Source organism: Micromonospora haikouensis (assembly GCF_900091595.1).
GTDB classification, from domain to species: Bacteria; Actinomycetota; Actinomycetes; order Mycobacteriales; family Micromonosporaceae; genus Micromonospora; species Micromonospora haikouensis.
Genome location: NZ_FMCW01000018.1, coordinates 1 through 18,348, shown reverse-complemented (window position 1 = coordinate 18,348; position 18,348 = coordinate 1). Strand labels below are relative to the sequence as shown.

At 76.6% G+C, this 18,348-nt stretch carries 17 protein-coding genes; 11 read left to right on the top strand and 6 right to left on the bottom strand.

Going from position 1 to position 18,348, the window contains the following annotated elements:
- Positions 1-3: 3 nt before the first annotated feature.
- From GA0070558_RS18940 to GA0070558_RS18925, 4 genes are all read right to left on the bottom strand, one after another.
- Positions 4-792 carry an ABC transporter permease gene (locus GA0070558_RS18940; protein WP_091281998.1) on the bottom strand — a complete coding sequence of 263 codons (789 nt, stop codon included), beginning with the start codon at positions 790-792 and terminating at the stop codon, positions 4-6.
- On the bottom strand, positions 792-1,820 hold the full coding sequence (locus tag GA0070558_RS18935; protein WP_091281994.1) for an ABC transporter ATP-binding protein: 1,029 nt from the start codon (positions 1,818-1,820) through the stop codon (positions 792-794). The genes GA0070558_RS18940 and GA0070558_RS18935 overlap by 1 nt, the downstream gene beginning before the upstream one ends.
- A gap of 52 nt (positions 1,821-1,872) precedes the next feature.
- Positions 1,873-2,964: a hypothetical protein gene (locus tag GA0070558_RS18930; protein WP_141722258.1), complete on the bottom strand. Its 1,092-nt coding sequence runs from the start codon at positions 2,962-2,964 to the stop codon at positions 1,873-1,875.
- A 154-nt stretch (positions 2,965-3,118) separates the two neighbouring features.
- A complete protein-coding gene (locus GA0070558_RS18925; protein ID WP_091281989.1) occupies positions 3,119-3,958 on the bottom strand; it encodes an endonuclease/exonuclease/phosphatase family protein in 840 nt (279 codons plus the stop codon).
- Positions 3,959-4,233: 275 nt separating this feature from the next.
- Between GA0070558_RS18925 and GA0070558_RS18920 the strand changes: the two genes are divergently transcribed.
- The 8 genes from GA0070558_RS18920 (at position 4,234) to GA0070558_RS18885 (ending at position 14,047) form a co-directional block, all read left to right on the top strand.
- Positions 4,234-5,550 (top strand): alkaline phosphatase PhoX, encoded by a 1,317-nt coding sequence (locus GA0070558_RS18920; RefSeq protein ID WP_256092016.1) that lies wholly within the window; start codon positions 4,234-4,236, stop codon positions 5,548-5,550.
- Between the two features lie 193 nt (positions 5,551-5,743).
- Positions 5,744-6,775, top strand: a complete 1,032-nt coding sequence (locus GA0070558_RS18915) for a 3-oxoacyl-ACP synthase III family protein (protein WP_091281983.1) — start codon at positions 5,744-5,746, stop codon at positions 6,773-6,775.
- Positions 6,772-7,509: a glycosyltransferase family 2 protein gene (locus GA0070558_RS18910; RefSeq protein WP_218107033.1), complete on the top strand. Its 738-nt coding sequence runs from the start codon at positions 6,772-6,774 to the stop codon at positions 7,507-7,509. The genes GA0070558_RS18915 and GA0070558_RS18910 overlap by 4 nt, the downstream gene beginning before the upstream one ends.
- Positions 7,510-7,539: 30 nt before the next feature.
- On the top strand, positions 7,540-9,033 hold the full coding sequence (locus GA0070558_RS18905; RefSeq protein ID WP_091281980.1) for a class I adenylate-forming enzyme family protein: 1,494 nt from the start codon (positions 7,540-7,542) through the stop codon (positions 9,031-9,033).
- The gene (locus GA0070558_RS18900; protein WP_141722257.1) at positions 9,026-10,183 is read left to right on the top strand and encodes a cytochrome P450 family protein; all 1,158 of its coding nucleotides are present in this window, start codon (positions 9,026-9,028) and stop codon (positions 10,181-10,183) included. Before GA0070558_RS18905 ends, GA0070558_RS18900 begins: the two co-directional genes overlap by 8 nt.
- A 53-nt stretch (positions 10,184-10,236) precedes the next feature.
- Positions 10,237-11,169, top strand: coding sequence for an NAD-dependent epimerase/dehydratase family protein (locus tag GA0070558_RS18895; RefSeq protein WP_256092015.1), 933 nt, complete (start codon positions 10,237-10,239; stop codon positions 11,167-11,169).
- A gap of 101 nt (positions 11,170-11,270) precedes the next feature.
- A complete protein-coding gene (locus tag GA0070558_RS18890) occupies positions 11,271-13,271 on the top strand; it encodes a putative bifunctional diguanylate cyclase/phosphodiesterase (RefSeq protein WP_091281977.1) in 2,001 nt (666 codons plus the stop codon).
- 47 nt (positions 13,272-13,318) lie between these two features.
- Positions 13,319-14,047 (top strand): VOC family protein, encoded by a 729-nt coding sequence (locus tag GA0070558_RS18885; protein WP_091281974.1) that lies wholly within the window; start codon positions 13,319-13,321, stop codon positions 14,045-14,047.
- A gap of 91 nt (positions 14,048-14,138) precedes the next feature.
- Here the strand turns inward: GA0070558_RS18885 and GA0070558_RS18880 are convergent, their stop codons facing one another.
- On the bottom strand, positions 14,139-14,840 hold the full coding sequence (locus tag GA0070558_RS18880; protein WP_091281971.1) for an alpha/beta fold hydrolase: 702 nt from the start codon (positions 14,838-14,840) through the stop codon (positions 14,139-14,141).
- 90 nt (positions 14,841-14,930) lie between these two features.
- On the opposite strand from GA0070558_RS18880, the gene GA0070558_RS18875 reads away from it, so the two are divergent.
- From GA0070558_RS18875 to GA0070558_RS35225, 3 genes are all read left to right on the top strand, one after another.
- Positions 14,931-16,049 carry a PIN domain-containing protein gene (locus GA0070558_RS18875; protein ID WP_091282302.1) on the top strand — a complete coding sequence of 373 codons (1,119 nt, stop codon included), beginning with the start codon at positions 14,931-14,933 and terminating at the stop codon, positions 16,047-16,049.
- 141 nt (positions 16,050-16,190) lie between these two features.
- A complete protein-coding gene (locus GA0070558_RS18870; RefSeq protein ID WP_141722256.1) occupies positions 16,191-16,547 on the top strand; it encodes a hypothetical protein in 357 nt (118 codons plus the stop codon).
- The gene (locus GA0070558_RS35225) at positions 16,534-17,598 is read left to right on the top strand and encodes a T3SS (YopN, CesT) and YbjN peptide-binding chaperone 1 (RefSeq protein WP_141722255.1); all 1,065 of its coding nucleotides are present in this window, start codon (positions 16,534-16,536) and stop codon (positions 17,596-17,598) included. Before GA0070558_RS18870 ends, GA0070558_RS35225 begins: the two co-directional genes overlap by 14 nt.
- A 64-nt stretch (positions 17,599-17,662) precedes the next feature.
- Here the strand turns inward: GA0070558_RS35225 and GA0070558_RS18860 are convergent.
- On the bottom strand, positions 17,663-18,348 hold a 686-nt coding region (locus GA0070558_RS18860), incomplete at its 5' end, for an elongation factor 1-alpha C-terminal domain-related protein (protein WP_439709614.1).

Genomic DNA, 18,348 nt, shown 5'->3' with positions numbered 1-18,348 from the left:
GGCTCAGCCCCCGTGCACGGTGAGCCGGCGGACCGCGACGTGCCACAGCCGCCGGGCCAGCCACCACAGCGCCACGACCCACAGCAGCTGCACCGCCACCGCCAGCGCGCCCGGCAGCCCGGGGGAGCGGCCCAGGAACAGCATCGCGGGGGTGTTCGTGACGGCCTGGAACGGCAGCGCCTCGGCGACGTGGCGCAGCCACGCCGGGAAGAACGCCAACGGCACCGTGGCCCCGGACAGGATCCCGGAGACCGCCACCCGGGCCAGGCTGATGCCCAGGTAGTTCTGCGTCCAGAAGCAGATCAGCCCGCACATGTAGACGATGAGGAACTTCAGCGGCACCACGGCGGCGAGGCTCGCCACGAACAGGGCGAGCCGCCCCGGCGGCGGCAGCGGCACCCCGCCGAAGGCCACCAGGACCACGGCGCACACGGTCGCCGCCGCCGCCGTCTCCAGCAGCGCGAAGCCCAGCGCCTCGGCGAAGCGGCCCTTCTGGTAGTCCACCGGCTTGACCAGGTCGACGGCCACCGCGCCGCTGCGGATCCGGGAGGCCATCGCGAAGTCGGTGAACGTCGAGACCAGGCAGTTGGTGAAGAACGACACCAGCAGGTACGCCTTCATCTGCGGCCAGGTGAAGCCGGCCAGCGAGTTGCCGTCGCCCAGCAGCGCCTGCCACAGCGCGAACATGGCCACCAGGTTGAACACCAGCATGGACAGGCTCATCAGGAACGGCACCCGGTAGGCCAGGGCGTTGCGCCAGGCGATCCGCGCCATGGCCCGGTAGGGCCGCATCAGCCGGCACCGGTCAGGGCGGCCGGGGAGTCGCGGTCGTGCAGCCGGCGGATCAGGTCGGCGACCCCCTCGTCGTCGATGCGCAGGTCCCGCACCTCGACCAGCCCCATCACGGCGGCCGCGACCGCGCCCGCCGGGCGCAGCGTCCGGTCGAAGCGGACCACCAGGTCGCGCTCGCCGGCCCCGGCGCTCACCTCGGCGTCGGGCAGGTGCTGCCGGATCAGCTCCAGCGGCGCGGGCGCGGCCAGTTGGAAGCGCACCGTCGAGTGGCCCGCCAGGGTGTCGCGCAGGACATCGACCGGGCCGTCGTGCCGGATCCGCCCCTCGTCGACGACGACGATGCGCCGGCACACCTCCTCGATGTCGCCCACGTCGTGCGTGGTCAACAGGACGGTCGTGCCGTCGGCGACGAGCTGGCGCAGGAAGGCGCGCACCCGGTCCTTGACCGAGACGTCGAGCCCGATGGTCGGCTCGTCGAGGTAGACGATGCGGGGCTCGTGCAGCAGCGCGGCGGCGAGGTCCGCCCGCATCCGCTGCCCGAGGGACAGCTTGCGGGCCAGCACCGGCAGCAGCGAACCGATCTCCAGCACCTCGCAGAGCCGGTCCATCGACCGGCGGTAGTCGGCCGCCGGGATGCGGTACATGTCGCGCAGCAGCTCGAACGTGTCCTGCACCGGCAGGTCCCACCACAGCTGCGTGCGCTGGCCGAAGACCACCCCCACGTTGCGCGCGTTGGCGACCCGGTCCCGGTGCGGCACGACCCCGGCGACGCGCACCTCGCCGGCGGTGGGCACCAGGATGCCCGTCAACAGCTTCACGGTGGTCGACTTGCCCGCGCCGTTCGGACCGACGTACGCCACGGACTCGCCCTCGTCGACGCGCAGGTCGATGCCGTCGACGGCGCGGTGGACGTCGAAGCGCCGGGTGACCAGGTGCCGGAGCGCGCCGGCCAGGCCCGGCGCCTTGCGCGGGCGGCGGAACTCCTTGACGAGGCCGGAGGCCTCGACCAGTGCGGCCGTGGGGGCCATGGCGCTGTGCTCCGATCTGACGGACGACGAGGGGCGCGGGCGGCCCCGGCGGTCAGTCGCGCCCCCAGGCGTCGCCGGCGGCCAACCCCAGCGCGGCCAGCCGCGCCGGAGCCGCGCCGAGCCGCTCCACCTCGGGGTGCGTCACCCGGGGGAACATCCCGCCGAGGGCGAGCGTGGCCAGGACCCGTTCGCGCAGCACCGGCTCGACCGGCCGACCCCACGAGTCCCACAGCGACCGGAACGGCTCCACCCGCGTGCGGGCCAGGCCCATCAGGCACGCCGTCACCCACAGCGACCACAGCTGGTCGGCCGGCACGCGCGCCGCGAGGTCGGCCAGCCAGGGCTGCGGGTCCGCCACGTCGCGGGCGTACCGCTCGCGCAGCGCCGGCACGTCGACGCCGAACCGGTCGACGGCGGCCTCCAGCGGCACCGGGCTCCAGTTGTTGGTGGGCCGGTCGTTCTCGACCACGACGCGCGGCTCGCCGTGCTTGAAGTAGGGCAGGCAGTCGAAGCCGTCGAGCGTGCGCGCCGGGTCGGGCGACCAGCCCGGCGGCGGCTCGCCCACGTAGCAGGACGCCTCGCGGCGGCCCCGGTCGTTGTTGCCGACCACGCTCGGCACGTCGTGGTGCGCCGCCAGGTTCGGCACCGCGAGGTGGACCGGCAGCCCGACGTCCCGCGCGAAGTGGGCCACGGCGACGTCGTCCGCCTCGTCCGGGTCCTGCCCGGCCAGGTAGTCCACGAGCCCCTTGGCCGCCGTGGCCGGCAGGGCCAGCGCGATGGTCGGCACGTAGTCGCAGACGGCGCGGACCCAGCGCGCGCCCAGCAGGGCGGCCATCCGGACGGCGGCACCGTTGCGCGACCCCCAGTCGCTGTGCAGGGCGACCGCGCCGTCCGGCCGGGCCTGCACGGCCCGGAAGGCGTGCTCCAGGAAACCGGGGAACACCACCGCGTCGTCCTGCAACACCAGGTGGTGGGTGCAGCCGGGCCCGACGGCGGCCCACGCCGCGCTGGCGGTGCGCAGCGTCCGCGGCGGGCCGTCGGGCTCGGGGTCGAGGACGATCTCGACCGGGTAGGGAGCCAGCCGCCGCGCGAGGTCCTCCGCGAGGTGTCGCCGGGACGGGTGCGTCATGACGGCTACGGACACGCCACCATGAGACAACTCCTTCTCCTTCCGGCCGGCGGTGTCACGATCGGGTATCGGCGTGGATCGCGGTCAACGTACCAGCGTTGCCGATCGGGGGCGACCCCTGACACCGTTTCCCCCGTGCGTGTCGGCGGTCCCATTGCTTTGTCGTCGGTCAATGCGAGGCGAGGTCGGGCGATGCAGGCGCGGGCGGCTGCACGTCGAGCGACAGCGCCACCCCGAAATGGTCGGAGGGATACTGGCCGCTGTCGTCGCAGGCGGTGCCCAGCAGGGCCGGGCGGCTCGCGCGGACCAGGTCGGCGGCGCGCACCAGGACGTGGTCGAGCCGCCAGGTCGGCGCCGGCGTCGGCATGGTCAGCGCGGCCGGGGAGCCGCCGGCGGCAGCCCACGCGTCGACCAGCGCGCCCCGGTCGCGCAACCGGCCCAGCAGGGTGCCGTCCGCCGGGCAGTTCAGGTCGCCGCAGACCAGCAGCGGGCGCTCCGGCGGGGCCGCCCCGGCCGCCGCCTCCAGGCCCCGCAGGCACGCCTCCTTCACCTCGTCGGGCCCGACCGGCAGGTGCGCCACCCACACCGTGACGGCGGACGTCGACACCTCCAGCACGCCCGGGTGGCCGCCGAAGCCGCCGAAGCCGGGCACGGGGAAGACCCGCCACGAGTCGATCGGCGCGCGGCTCAGCACCGCCAGGCCGGGCACCGGACCGGGACCGGAGTGCGCGACCTCCCACCGCCCGGGCAGCCCGTCGGCCAGCTCCCGCGCCCGCCCGGCCCCCGACCCGGCCGGCGCGGGCACCTCCTGGAGGGCGACCAGGTCGGCGTCGGCGTCGGCCAGCGCGCGGGTCAACAGCGCGGCCCGGCGCCGCCACACCCGGCGCTCGTCGGCCTCGGCGAGGGCCGGGCTGTCCGCCCGGGCCCCGCGCAGGACTGCCCGGTCGTGCCAGTACCGGTGGGGGGTCCCGGTGCCCCAGATGTTGTACGTGACGACGCGCAGCGGCATCCCGACCCCGACCTCCCCGTGCGACGGCCCGTCGGCTCCGGGTCCGCGACGCCTCGCACGGTAGCAGCGCGCGCCCGGCGCGGGGCGCGCGCCGGACGCCCGCCGGCCACCGGGACAGGGGGCCCGCAAAAAGAAATAGGGGCACCGGTACGGACGATGTACGGGTAACGCGCAACGACAGCCCTGGAATTGAGCGGTTACGATTGCTCGCCCTCTCGAACTAAGGAGCTGTCTTGGGTCTCGATCGGCGAAGTTTCCTCGCGCAAACAGGAATCATGGGCGCAGGTGTCGCGCTCTCGGGCACAATTGACGCGCTCTTCACGGCGGCCCCCGCCCTCGCGGGCCACGGCGGCGGATACGGCCCACTCGTGGCGGACCCGGCCGGGCTGTTGGACCTGCCCCGCGGATTCCGTTACCGGGTCCTTTCCCGGGAGCGCGGCACCGCGCCGGCCGGCGTGGCGCCCAGCAGCTTCGACGGGATGGCCGCGTTCTCGGGCCCGGGCCGGGACGTCCGGCTCGTCCGCAACCACGAGAACCGGGTGGGCGCATTCGCGCCGGTGGTCGCGCCCGCCGAGCTGACCTACGACCCCGTCGCCGTGGGCGGCACCACGACGCTGGTCGTCGGGCCGCGCGGGGTGGCCGAGCGGATCAGCCTGGGCGGCACCTCCACCAACTGCGCGGGCGGGGTGACCCCCTGGGGGACGTGGCTGACCTGCGAGGAGACGGAGATCCGGCGGGGCGAGGGCGGCCACGAGAAGGACCACGGCTTCATCTTCGAGGTCGACCCGTGGCGCACCGACCGCAACGTGGACCCGACGCCGCTCACCGCCATGGGCCGCTTCGCGCACGAGGCCATCTGCGTCGACCCCCGCACCGGCGTGGTGTACGAGACCGAGGACGCCTACGGCGAGAAGTTCGGCTGCTTCTACCGGTTCCTGCCCCGCCGGCCGCTCGGCGGCCACGGCAGCCTGCGGGCCGGCGGGCGGCTCCAGGTGATGCGGGTGCCCGGCGTGGCCGACCTGTCCACCGTTCAGGAGCCCGGGGCCGTCTTCGGCGGCGTCGAGTGGCTCGACGTGCCGGACCCCCTCGCCACGAGCGTGCCCGTGCGGCTGCAGGACTACGGCCCCGGCGGCGTGACGCACGCCCAGAAGCTGGAGGGCGCGTGGTGGGGCACCGACGGCGCGGCCTACTTCGTCTCCTCCTTCGCGGTGCGCGAGCACGGCTCCCAGGCCGACCACCAGGGCCAGGTGTGGCGGTACGTCCCCGCCACCAACACGCTGACGCTGGTCGTCGTGTTCCGCGGCACCGACCCGGGGGCGGAGCTGTACAAGACGCCCGACAACATCTGCATGACCCCGGCCGGCGGCCTGATGCTCTGCCAGGACGGCGACGGCGACAGCTACCTGATGGGCACCACCGTCGACGGCGAGCCGTACCTGTTCGCCCGCAACCGGCAGAACCTCGGCACCGAGTCCGCGCCGTCGTACGGCGAGTTCGCCGGGGCCTGCTTCGCCGACGACCGGCGGACCATGTACGTCAACTGCTACGCCCCTGGCACGACGTTCGAGATCACCGGCCCCTTCCGCAGGTAGCGGGCCGGACGACGCGCCGCGCGGCGGCCCGGTGTTCCCGCCGGGCCGCCGCGGCGCGTGATTCCCGCCACAGGGTGGCGTCGCCGCGGGCGGCTCCGCCGCCGCCCCGCGCGAGCGCGCGCCGCGACCCCGCCGGGCGAACATGAGCACCCCTACTCATCCGTTCGCCGGGGGCGTTGGGCAAGCTCAACGCATGATCGACCCCACACCACCACTGAGCCCGGCCCGGGGGCGGGTGGGCATCACCGCCGTCGGGGCCAGCCTGCCCGGGCAGGCCGTGCCCACCGCCGAGGTGCAGCGGCGGCTCGCCGAGGCCAGCGGGCTGACCCTGCCGGACGGCCTGCTCGCGCGGATGACCGGCATCTCCTCCCGCCGGCTGGCCGCCGACGGCGAGTACGCCTCCACCCTCGCCGTGCGCGCCGCCCGGCAGGCGCTCGCCGCCGCCGGCCGGGAACCCGAGGAGGTGGACCTGCTGCTGTTCGCCTCCGCCACCCGGGACGTCGCCGAACCTGCCACGGCCCACATCGTGCAGGCCGAACTCGGCAGCCACGCCCACGCCCTCGACGTCACCAACGCCTGCAACAGCTTCCTCAACGGCATCGACCTGGCCCGCTCGGCGATCCTCGCCGGCCGGGCCCGCCGCGCGCTGGTCGTGACGGGGGAGACCCCCACCCGGGCCATGCGCTGGCAGGTCGCCGACCTCGACCAGGCCCGGGGCGCGTTCGCCGGCTACACCTTCGGCGACGCGGGGGCCGCCGTCCTGGTCGAGCCGGTCGCGCGCGGCGGGATCGTCGACGTCGACACCGAGACGTGGTCGGAGCACTGGACGGTCGGCGGCATCCCCGGCGGCGGCTCCCGCCACCCCCGCGGCGACGAACACACCTACTTCACCGGCGACGGGCGCGCCCTGCGCGACGTGTTCGAGAAGATCGGCGGCGACATCCTGCACCGGGTCCGGGGCCGCACGGGCCTCGACTGGGCCGACTACGCCCGGGTCCTGGTCCATCAGGTCACCCTGCCCTACCTCGACCGGTTCGTCGAGGTCACCGGCGTACCCCGGGACAAGCTGGAGATCACCGTCGGCGAGCTGGGCAACCTCGCCAGCGCCACCCTCGGCGTGCAGCTCGCCCGCGTCGACGCCACGCTGCGCCCCGGCGACCGGGTGCTCTTCGTCGGCCTCGGCGGCGGCGTCAGCCTGATGACGATGGTCTGGGAGAAGTCGTGACCGCCCTGTGGGTGGTGGTGCCCGCGTACAACGAGGTCGCCCGCATCGGCGCCACCCTCGCCGCCCTCGCCGCGCAGACCGACCGGGACTTCACCCTGCTCGTGGTCGACAACGGCTCCACCGACGGCACCCGGGACGAGGTGCGCCGCTTCGCCGTGCGCGCGCCGGTGCCGACCCGGCTGCTGCGGGAGGATCAGCGGGGCGTCGGCGCGGCCGTCGACACCGGCTTCCGGCACGCCATCGCGCAGGGCGCCACCCTGCTGGCCCGCACCGACGCCGACTGCCTGCCCCACCCCGGCTGGGTGGCCGCCGCCCGCCGCGCCCTCACCGGCGGGGCTGCCATGGCGTGCGGCCGGATCGAGGCCCGCCGCGACGAGCACGGCCCGCTGGGCCGGGCCGGGTTCCGCTGCCTGGTCGCCGTCGCCAGCACCTTCGGCCGGCTGCGCCCCGCCCACCGGGGCCCCGGCTACCGGGCCCCGTACCGGATGCACGCGGGCAACAACATGGCGATCACCGCCGAGGCGTACCTCGCCGCCGGGGGCATGCCCCGCCGCCCGTCCCCGACCGACCGGGAGTTCCTCAACCGGGTACGCCGGCACACCGACGCCATCGTCCACGAGCGCACCATGGTGGTGGAGAACTCCACCCGGCGGCTGCGGGCGTACGGGCTGCGCCGCACCGCCGCCTGGTACCTGGACCGGGGCAGCGGCCGGCTCTCCCCGGACCCGCGCTGACCGCACCCCCGCCCGGAAACGAGTCCCCCGATGCTCAACGAACTGGCCGCCGTGCTGCGCCGCCACCCCGACCGGCCCGCCGTGCTCGCCGCCGGCCCCACCGGCCGCACCCGCACCCGGGCCACCCGGGGCGAGCTGGCCGACCTCGCCGACGGGTACGCCGCCGCCCTGCACCACCACGGCCTCGCCGCCGGGGACACCCTCGGGGTGGCGGTGCGCCCCGGCCCCCTGGCCCTGTCGGTGCTGCTTGCCGCGCACCGGCTCGGGCTGCGGGTGGCGGTGCTCGACCCCAGCGCCGGCCCGGACGTGCTGACCGCGCGCCTGGCCCTGGCCCGCCCGGCCCTGGTCGTCGCCGACGCGGCGGCGCAGGCCGTCGCTGGGTGGGCGCGCCCGCTGGCCGACCGGGCCCGGCTGGCCCTGCCCCGGCTCGCCGAGCTGGGGCCGGTGCGCACCGTCGGCCGCCGGCTGCCCGGCTGCGCCCCGGCGCTGCGCCCCCGCTCCGGCCCGGCCCCCGACCGGGGCGGACCCGACGACGACGCGGTGATCATCTTCACCTCGGGCACGACCAGCCGCCCCCGGGCGGTCGTGCACCGCCGCGCCGGCCTGGACGCCGGGATGCGCGCCGTCGCCGACCTGGTCCGGCCGCGCGCGGGTGCGCCGGTGCTCGGCGGCACGTTCTTCGTCCTCGTCCCGGCCCTGGCCAGTGGCGCGCCGGTGGCCCTGCCGGCGCGCTCGCCCCGGGTCCTGGCCCGGCAGGTGGCCCGGCTGCGCCCGCAGGCCAGCTACCTCACCCCGCCGCAGCTGCGCGCCCTGCTGGCCCAGCGGCCCCGGCTGTCCGGCCGGTTCTACAGCGGCTCCGCGCCGGTCAGCGCCACCCTGCTCGACCGGGCCCGGCGGGCCGGCGCCGAGCAGGCATGGGGGGTGTACGCCCTCACCGAGCTCTTCCCGGCCGCCGCCGTCGAGGCGACCGAGAAGGCCGCCTTCACCGGCGACGGCGACCTCGTCGGCGCGCCGCTGCCCGGGGTGGACGCCCGGGTCGGGCCCGACGGGCGGCTGCTGCTCACCGGGCCCGGGCAGGCGCACCGCTATCTCGGCGAGGAGCCGCACGAGCTGGTCGACACCGGCGACGTCGCCCGGCTCGACGGCGACCGCATCGTCCTCGCCGGCCGCAGCAAGGACATGATCCTGCGCGGCGCGGAGAACATCTACCCCGGCCTGTACGAGCCGGCCCTGCACGTGCCCGGGGTCAACCTGGCGGTGCTGGTCGGCGTGCCCGCAGGCGACGGCGACGAACGCCTCGTGGCCGTCGTCGAACCCGAGCCCGGCACCGACCCCGGCCGGCTGCGCGGGGCCCTCGACCCGGCCCTGGCGCGGATGGGCGCCGCCCGCCCCGACGCGCTGCTCATCGCACCGGTGCCGACGAGCGGACGGTCCCGCAAGCCCGACCGGGCCGCCACGGCAGCCCTGGCCGCCGCCGCGACGGGCCGGCCCGTCCCGAGCCCTCGGCGGGGCGGCCGTGGCTGAACGCCCCGCCGCCGCGGCCCCTGTCGACGCGGCCCCCACCGGGGCCGGTTGGCCCGCCGGGGGCGGCCGGTCCGGCCGGGGCCGCCGCCGCGACCGCCGCGTCTACCTGCGGCGCTACCCGCTGCTGTTCACGCTGCTTGTCGCCACCCGGCACCGGCCGGCGCTGCGGCTGGGCCGCACCGTGCTCGTGCACGACCCGCAGGCGTACCTCGACGCGCTGACCCGGCTGCCCCTGGACCGCGCCGCCGCCGGCACCGTCGGCGGGACCGCCCACCGGCTCGGCGCCGACGGGCTCCTGTTCGACCAGGAGGGCCCCGAGCACCGCCGGCTGCGTCGCGCCCTGCACGACGGGCTGGGGCCCGCCGGGGTGGCCAAGCTGCGCCCGGTCTGGACGGCGGTGCTGCGGCGGCGACTCGCCCCGCTCGCCGCCGGGGAACCGGTGGACCTGGTGCCGGTCGCCGCCGAACTGGCCGGCGTCACCGCGGCGGCGCTGCTGGGCGTCGACGCCGACCCCACCGCCCTGGCCGCCGCCGCCCGCCGCGCCGCCGCCACGGCCGCCGCCGCGCAGCTACCGGGCCCGCACCCGCCCGGCCGGTCCCGCGCCGCCCGCCGCGCCGTGGCCGACCTGACCGCCCTGCTCGGCGTACCGCCGGACGCCGCCGGCCTGGCCGGCATGCTCGCCGTCGCCGCCGTCAACACCACCGTCTCCGGCCTGCCCCGGGCGGTCGCCTGGTGCGCCGACGACCGGCTGTGGGACGCCGCCGCCGACCCGGCCCGCCGGGACACCCTGGTCGACGAGCTGCTGCGGGTCACCGCGCCGAGCCCGCTGCTGCCCCGGGCCGCCGCAGCGGCGGGCACCGCAGCCGGTTGCCCCGTCCGGGCCGGGGACCGGCTGCTGCTGGTCGCCCGGCACGCCGCCGGGGCGCACCGCGCCGGACCCGACCCGGCTGCCCCGGCCCCGCCCCGGATCGCGCGGCTCGTTTTCGGCGCCGGCCCGCACTCCTGCCCGGGGGCCCGGCTGGCCCGCGCGCAGCTCGCCGACACCCTCGCCGCGCTCGTCCCGCACCGGCCGGTCGTGGCGCGGGCCCGCGCCGACGGCCGCGCCGCGCTGCCCGGCTGGGCTCGCCTGGTGATCAGGGCCGGCACGTGAGTTCGGCGGGTACCCAGGGCCCGCGGGCGGACCTCCACGGTGCCGAGGTGGCGGTGACCGGGGCGAGCGGCTTCTGCGGCGCCGCCGTGGCCCGGGCCGCGCTGGCGGCCGGCGCCCAGGTGCGCTGCCTCGGCCGCCGCCCCGGCCCCGTCGGAAGGCACGTCCCGTGGGACGCCGCGCGCACCGCCCCCGACCTCGCCGGCGCCGACGTCGTCGTCCACCTCGCCGCGGCGGTCGGTGACCCGCCGCCCGGCCGGGCCGCCGAACGCGCCTACCGGGCCGTCAACGTCGACGGGGCGGCCCGGGTGCTCGACGCCGCCGCCGGTCGCCCACTGGTCTGGGTGAGCAGCGCCAGCGTCTACCGGCCGCAGGGCGCGGCCCTGGTCACCGAGGACCACCCGACCGACGGGCAGCTCTCCGCGTACGGGCGCACCAAGGCCGCCGGCGAGCGCCTCGCCCTCGCCGCCGGTGCCGTCGTGCTGCGCCCCCGGGCGGTCTACGGCCCCGACGACCCGCACCTGCTGCCCCGGCTGCTGCAGGCCCGCCGGGGCGGATGGCTGCCGGTGCCCGGCCCCGACGTGCGGCTCAGCCTCACCGCCGTGGAGAACCTGGCCGACGCCTGCCTGGCCGCCCCCGCCTGGCCGGCCGGGGCCTACAACATCGCCGACGCCCGGCCGTACTCGCGCGACGTCGTGCTGCGCGCGGTCCTCGCCGCGGCCGGCGATGCGGCGCGGCTGGCGCACGTGCCGGCCGGTCTCGCCCGCGCCGCCGCGTCGGCGTCGACCGCCTGGTCGGGGCTCACCCGCCGCCCGCCGCTGCTGACCCGGTACGCCGTCGACCAGCTCGCCCGCGACATGGTGCTCGACCTCGGCCGGGCCATCGCCCAGGGCTACCGGCCGCGCCGCGACCTCGCCGACTACCTGGCCGCGCCGGACGGACCAGGGCGCGCGGCGCGCGGGACGCGCGGCGGCCACGACCGTGGGTAGACTCCGCGTCGCGGCCGGATGACCATGCGTCGGGGCCCCTCGTGCGAGGGCGTCCCCGTGCGATCCGTGCCTGGGGAGAGGGATGGGGTGCCCGCCAGGTGATGACTCTTGCGGCGGTCGCGGCCGACGCCTCCTGCACCGCCCTGCTGGTGCTCGCCCCCGACGGTCGCTGCCTCTGGTCCAACGTGGCCGCCGGCCGGCTCGGGGTCCGGCCGGACGAGCTGCCGCTGGCGCGGGTGGAGCCGGGCGGCCCGGCCGTCGAGGTCCCCTGGCCGGCCGCCGAGCACGCCACCCGGTGGTTGCAGGTGTGCTGCCACGGCGTCGACTCCGACGGGCAACCCCTGCGTGTGTACGAGGTACGCGACGTCAGCGCCGAGCGCCGCGAACGCGAGCGGGGCCGTAACCACCGGTGGCGACTGGCCCGCATCGAGCAGCTGGCCAAGGTCGGCACCTGGGAGTGGACCGTGGCGACCGGCGAGGTCGTCTGGTCCGACGTGCTGTTGCAGATGTTCGGCCTGCCGCCGGGCACCACCCTGGACTACCCGTCCTACCGCGAGCTGGTGCACCCCGACGACATCGGCCTCATCGAGCGGACCCTGGAGACGGCGCTGGCCAACGCGGCGCCCTTCTCCTACATCCACCGCATGTACCTTCCCGACCGCGCGACGGTCCGCGTCTTCGAGTGCTACGGCGAGGTCTTCACCGACGACTCCGGCGCTCCGGAGCGCGTCCTGGGCACCGCCCACGACATCACGGCCATGCGGCGGGCCCAGGACGAGCTGACCCGGCTGGCCGAGCGCGACCCCCTGACCGACCTGCCGAACCGGCGCACCCTGCTCGCGCGCCTCGACGACCTGCTCGCCTCCGGCGGCGGGCGCTCGGGCGCCCTGCTGCTGATCGACATCGACAACTTCAAGGACATCAACGACGTGCACGGGCACGCCGTGGGCGACGACGTGCTGCGCGTGCTGGCCCGCCTGTTCGTCCGGCACCTGCCGGCGGGCACCGTCCTGGGCCGCCTCGGCGGCGACGAGTTCGCGGTCGTGCTGCCCGAGGCCACTGCCGGCGGGGCCCTCGCCGTCGCCGAGGGCCTGTGCAACGCCGCGGTGCGCAGCCCCGTGCCGCTGGTCGACGCCGGCCTGCGGGTCACCCTGAGCATCGGGGCCGCGTCGCTGACCCCCGGCGACACCCGCGACGTGGCGCTCGCCCACGCCGACCTCGCGCTCTACGAGGCGAAGAACGCCGGGCGCAACCGGGCCCGGCTCTACCTGCCCGAGCAGTACCGGCACGCCGTGCAGCGGGTCAACGTGGTCGCCCGGGTCCGCAGCGCCCTCGACGAGCGCCGGATGCGCCTCGACGCCCAGCCCATCATCGACCTGCTGACCGGCGAGGTGGTCAGCCACGAGCTGCTGATCCGGCTGCGCGACGGCCGGGAGCCGGAGCTGGCGCCGGCCGACTTCCTGCCCACCGTGGAGCGCGACGACCTCATCGGGGAGCTGGACCGGTGGGTGGTGGCCACCGCTACGGCGGCGCTGGCCGACCCGGCGGCCGCGGCGGCCGGGACCCGCTTCGACGTGAACATCTCCGCCCGGTCGCTGGAGTCGCCCGGCTTCGGCGACTGGGTGGTGGGGCGGCTGCGCGCGGCCGGCGTCGAGGCCCGCCGGCTGGGCCTGGAGGTCACCGAGACGGCGGCGATCACCAACGTCGCCGCCGTGCGCAACCTCGCCGGCACGCTGCGCGACGCCGGCTGCCGGCTGAGCCTGGACGACTTCGGGGCCGGCTTCGGCTCGTTCGCCTACCTCAAGCACCTGCCGTTCAGCACCGTCAAGATCGCCGGGGACTTCGTCCGGCAGGCCGACCGGGGCGGCGCCGACCCGGTGCTCATCGACGCGGTCGTGCGCGCCGCGCACGGGCTGGGCATGCGCACCGTCGCCGAGTCGGTCGACCGCGACGCGCTGGTGCCCGCCCTGCGCCGGCTGGGCGTCGACGCCGGCCAGGGCTTCCACCTGGGCCGTCCCATCCCGCTGGACGTCCTGCTCAACCGGGTGCCCGACGACGGTCCCGTCGCCCTGGACGCTCCGCTCCGCCGCCCCGACCACTGACCGCCGCCCCGGCCCGCCCCGACCCGCCGCCCCCTCCGGAGACCCAGGTGACCGCATCCCCCGCACCGGCGCTGCCCGGCGGCGTCACGCTCGCCACCCCCGACCTCGACGCCGCCCGCGCCTTCTACGCCGACCTGCTCGGCTGGACGTACGCCGCGCCGGCCGGCCCGCACCCCGCACGGGCCGGGGCGACCGCCGCGTACGCCGGGGGGACACCCGCCGCCGAGCTGGAGCAGGCTGCCGCCCCGGCCCGCTGGTGGACGGTCCTCGCCGCCGGCGACGTCGAGGCCGTCCGGGCCGCCGCCGGCCGGGCCGGGGCGCGTTTCGACGGCGACGACGTGCACGACCCGCTCGGCGGGTCCTTCCGGCTGCGCGCGGGCACCGACCTCGTCGCCCCCGGCCCCGGCCGGCCCAGCTGGTACGAGTACATGACGACCGCCCCCGCCGACGCCGACCGGTTCCACGCCGACGCCCTGGGGCTGCGGGCGAGCACGCCGCCGGGCGCCCACGACGACTCGTACGCCCTGCTGCTGGCCGCCGGGCGGCCCGTGGCGGGCCGGCTGGCGCTGCCCCCGCCGCTGGCGGGTCTGCTGCCGAGTGGCTGGATGGTCTACTTCGCCGTCGCCGACCCCGACGACGTGGCCGGGCGGGTGCAGGGGCTGGGCGGGCGGCTGCTGGTGCCGCCCCGGGACGTCGCGACCGGCCGGGTCGCCGCGCTCGCCGACCCGGCGGGCGCGGTGTTCACCGTCATCCGCCCGGCCCCCGCCCCGGCGTAGCCCTGGCCCCCGCCCTGCATAGTCCCGGCCCCGCCCCGGGCGCAGCCCCGGCGCGCCGTGCCCGCCGCCGCCCCGCAGCCCGGCCGACGTCTCAGCGTCGGTCGACCGCCGCGAGGATCGCCTGCGCCAGCTCCGCCGGCTTCGTGAACTGCGGCCAGTGGCCGGTGGGCAGGTCGACGTACTCGACGTCGCGCACGGCGGCCAGCTCGGCCACGTACGGGTGCCCCTGGTCGATCCACTCCCGCAGCTGGGCGGCCGGGTATTCGCAGGCGATGATCGTGGCGGGCACGTCGTAGCGGCGTGCGTCGGTGAGCACCTGCGGGTCGCGGGCGACCGCCGCGGGCTGGGGCACCGCCCTGGCCCGGAACGCCGCCCGCAGCTCGTCGTCGAGGTCGCGCAGGTCGTCCTCGCCGAACGCGGACCAGTCGGGCAGCGGGATCACGCCGTCGACCACCGGTAACTGGTCGTTGATGGGGTGCCCGTCGCCGAGCGGCCCGGCGTCGACGTACACGACCCGGGCGACCCGGTCGGGTCGCGCGTCGGCGGCGGCGTGCGCGATCGGCCCGCCGCCGGAGTGCCCGACGAGCACGACCGGCCCGTCGGCCTGGTCGACGGCGGCCACCACCGCGGCGACGTGGTCGCGCAACCGGACGCCGGCGCGGTCGGCGTCGGCCGGGTCGAGGCCGGGCAGGGTGAGCGCCCGCACGCGGTGGCCCGCCCGTTCGAGGGCCGGCGCGACCCCGCGCCACGACGAGCCGTCGAGCCAGAAGCCCGGGATCAGGATGAGGTCCATGCCCGGCACGCTAGCCGCCACCCCCGACAGCCCGGCTGCCGCGCGGCGCGTACGCCGCAGGTGGCCGGCCCCGGGCGTACGCTGGCGTCCGTGGATCACGAAGACCGCATCGCACTGTTCCTCGACTACGAGAACCTCGCGCTGGGGGCGCGCGAGCACCTCGGCGGCATGGTCTTCGACCTGCGTCCCCTCGCCGACGCCCTCGCCGAGCGGGGGCGGGTGGTGGTGCGCCGGGCCTACGCCGACTGGTCCTACTTCGACGAGGACCGGCGGATGCTCACCCGCTCCCACGTCGAGCTGATCGAGATGCCCCAGCGCATGGGCGCCTCGCGCAAGAACGCCGCCGACATCAAGATGGCCGTCGACGCCGTGGAGCTGGCCTTCGAGCGCGTGTACGTCTCGACGTTCGTGATCTGCACCGGCGACAGCGACTTCACGCCGCTGGTGCACAAGCTGCGGGAGCTCAACAAGCGGGTCATCGGCGTGGGCGTGGAGAAGTCCACCTCGGCGCTGCTGCCGCCGGCGTGCGACGAGTTCCTCTACTACGACCGCCTCGAGGGCGTCGACGTCCCGCCGGCGCGGGCGCGGCGCGGCCGGCCCGCCCGGCTGCCCAGCCCGGAGCCCGAGCAGGCCGGGCAGGTCGAGCAGGTCGAGCAGGCGGAGCCGGTGGAGGCGGCGGAGCCCGAGGCGCAGCCGGTGGGCGCGGAGCCGGCCCGCGACGTCGACACACTCAGCGTGCTGGTGGCCCAGACCGTGGCCGGCCTGCAGGGCAGCTCCAGCGGGGAGGTCACCGCCTCGACGCTCAAGCGCACCCTGTTGCGCAAGGACCCGACGTTCAGCGAGTCCGACTACGGCTTCCGCACCTTCGGCGAACTGCTGCGGCACCTCGCCGGCCGGACGGTGATCGAGCTGGCCGAGGGGCCGGCGAAGGGCGACCCCGAGGTGTCCCTGCCCGAGCACGGCGACCGGGAGGTGGCCTTCGGGCTGCTCCGGTCCGTCGTCGCCGACCTGGCTCGCGGCGAGGGCGACGTCGCCCTGTCGGGGCTGAAGAACCAGCTGCGCCGGGCACGCCCGGACTTCAGCGAGAAGAAGCTCGGCTACCGCAGCTTCCTCCAGTTCTGCAAGGCCGCCGCGACCAGCGGGATCGTCGACCTGCGGTGGAGCGCCGACGCCGACGACTACCTGCTGACCGTGCCGGCGGCCTCCTGACCGCGCTTTCGCGGCGCCCACCACAACGGACGGTCCGGACCGGACGGTCCGTTGTGGCACCCGGCTACCGTGGGCAGTGGCATCGCCACCCACGCGTGGGGCGGTGCCGGTGGCGGCTCCCTCGATCGCTAGGGTTGGGACGTGTCTCTATGGATGGCCGCGATGTGGGGGATGGTCGGCAGCGCCGTCGCGGAGGCACTGAATCTCTCCGCCATGATGCGCCCGACCAGCGAGTCCGGGGGCCGGTGGCAGTGGCCGTGGCGGGACCGGCGGGACCGGCCGATCGTCGTCTTCGCCGTCCTGCTGCGGGCGGCGGCGGGCACCGGCCTGGCCGCCGCGGCGGGCGCGGGTGGCCTGGCCGACACGGCGTTCGCCAGCTTCACCTTCGGGGTGGCCGCGCCGCTGGTGATCGCCAAGATGTTCGACCAGGTCCGGGTGGAACCGCCGGCCGAACCGCCCGCCGACACACCGGACGGTGACCACGATGACGGCGCGTGACAGCCGGTGGCAGCGGTGGGTCGCCGCGCTGGCCGCCCGGCCGGCGACGACCACGACCGCCGCGCCCGTTCCCGGGCGCACCAGGTTGGCCGCCGCGCTGGCCGCGCGGGCGGTCGCCGGCCCGCGCCGCCCGCCGCCGCCCGGCTTCGGGGACGCGCCCGCCGAGGGCGGCAAGCTGACCGAGCGGGTGAAGGCGATCCTGGCCGCCGTCCTGGGCGTGACCGCCGACCAGTTGCGGGTCGACGCCGACGGCGACGTGGGCATCCGCGCCGGCTCCGCCATGATCTTCGTACGCGTCCAGGACGACCCGCCCCTGGTGGACGTCTTCTCGCCGCTGCTCACCGGCGTCGAGCCGACCGAGACGCTCTACCAGCGCCTCTCCGACCTGACCAACGGGCTGGTCGTCGGCCGGGTCTACTGCACCGGCGGCACGGTCTGGGCCTCCATCCCCGTCTTCGGGCAGGACTTCGTCCCCACCCACCTTTTGCTGGCCGTACGCGGAATGATCGCCCTGGCCGACGACCTCGACGACCGGCTGCGCCTGGAGTTCGGCGGCAGCCGGTTCTTCGGGTCGGAGGCGACCGGGCTGACCCCGGTGCCCGACCCGACCGGCTACCTGCGCGACCTCGCCGACTCGGGGGCCTCCGGGGCGCGGGGGGCGGGCAGCATCCTGGTCGACCTGCTGGCCGACCGGGGGCACACCGACGAGCTGCGGCTGCGCGCCGACCACGGCGACGGGCACGCCGCCGCCCGCTTGGCGGCGCTGCTGGCTGAGCGGGGCCAGGCGGAGGAGGCCGAACGCTACTGGCGCGTGGCCGCCGACCTCGGCGATCCCGGGGCGCACGACGAGTTGGCGGCCCTGCTGGCCGCGGGGGGCCGCCCGGACGAGGCGATCGACCTGTTGCGCCGCTCCGTCGAGCAGGGCAACCGGCGGTCCCTGCCGCTGCTGATCACGCTGCTGACCGAGCGCGGGCAGCTCGACGAGGGCATTGACCTGCTGCGCCGCTGGGCGGCCCGGGTCGACCCGCCGCCGCACGTCGGCGGTTCGTAGCGGCGCGGACGACGATCGGGGGCCGGCAATTCCGCCGACCCCCGATCCTCTTCGCGGCGCGACGTCAGTCGCGCTGCACGACCATGCCCGCGCCCACCGTGCGGTTGGTGGCCTCGTCGATGATCACGAAGCCTCCCGTCGTGCGGTTGCGGTGGTAGTCGTCGACGAGCAGCGGAACGGTGGTGCGGATGCGGATCCGGCCGATCTCGTTGAGTTTGAGTTCGGTGGCGGTTTCGTCGCGGTGTAGGGAGTTGATGTCGAGGCGGTAGTGCAGGCCCCGCACGATGGCCCGGGCGGAGCGGGTGGTGTGTTTGATGGCGTAGCGGCCGCCGACGGTCAGGGGGCGGGTCTCGTCCATCCAGCAGACCATCGCCTCGATGTCCTGCGCGACCGTGGGGGCGTTGTGGGGGCGGCAGATCATGTCTCCGCGGGAGATGTCGATCTCGTCTTCGAGGCGGACGGTGACCGACATCGGGGGGAACGCCTCCTCGACCGGCCCGTCGGCGGTCTCCACTGCCGCGATGCGCGAGGTGAACCCCGACGGCAGCACCATCACCTCGTCACCGGCCTTCAACACCCCCGAGGCGACCTGACCGGCATACCCCCGGTAGTCCGTCACCGTGGTCGACTGCGGCCGGATCACGTACTGCACCGGGAACCGCACGTCCTGCAGGTTCCGGTCCGAGGCGATGTGCACCCGCTCCAGATGGTGCAGCAACGACGGCCCCTCGTACCACGGCATGTTCTCCG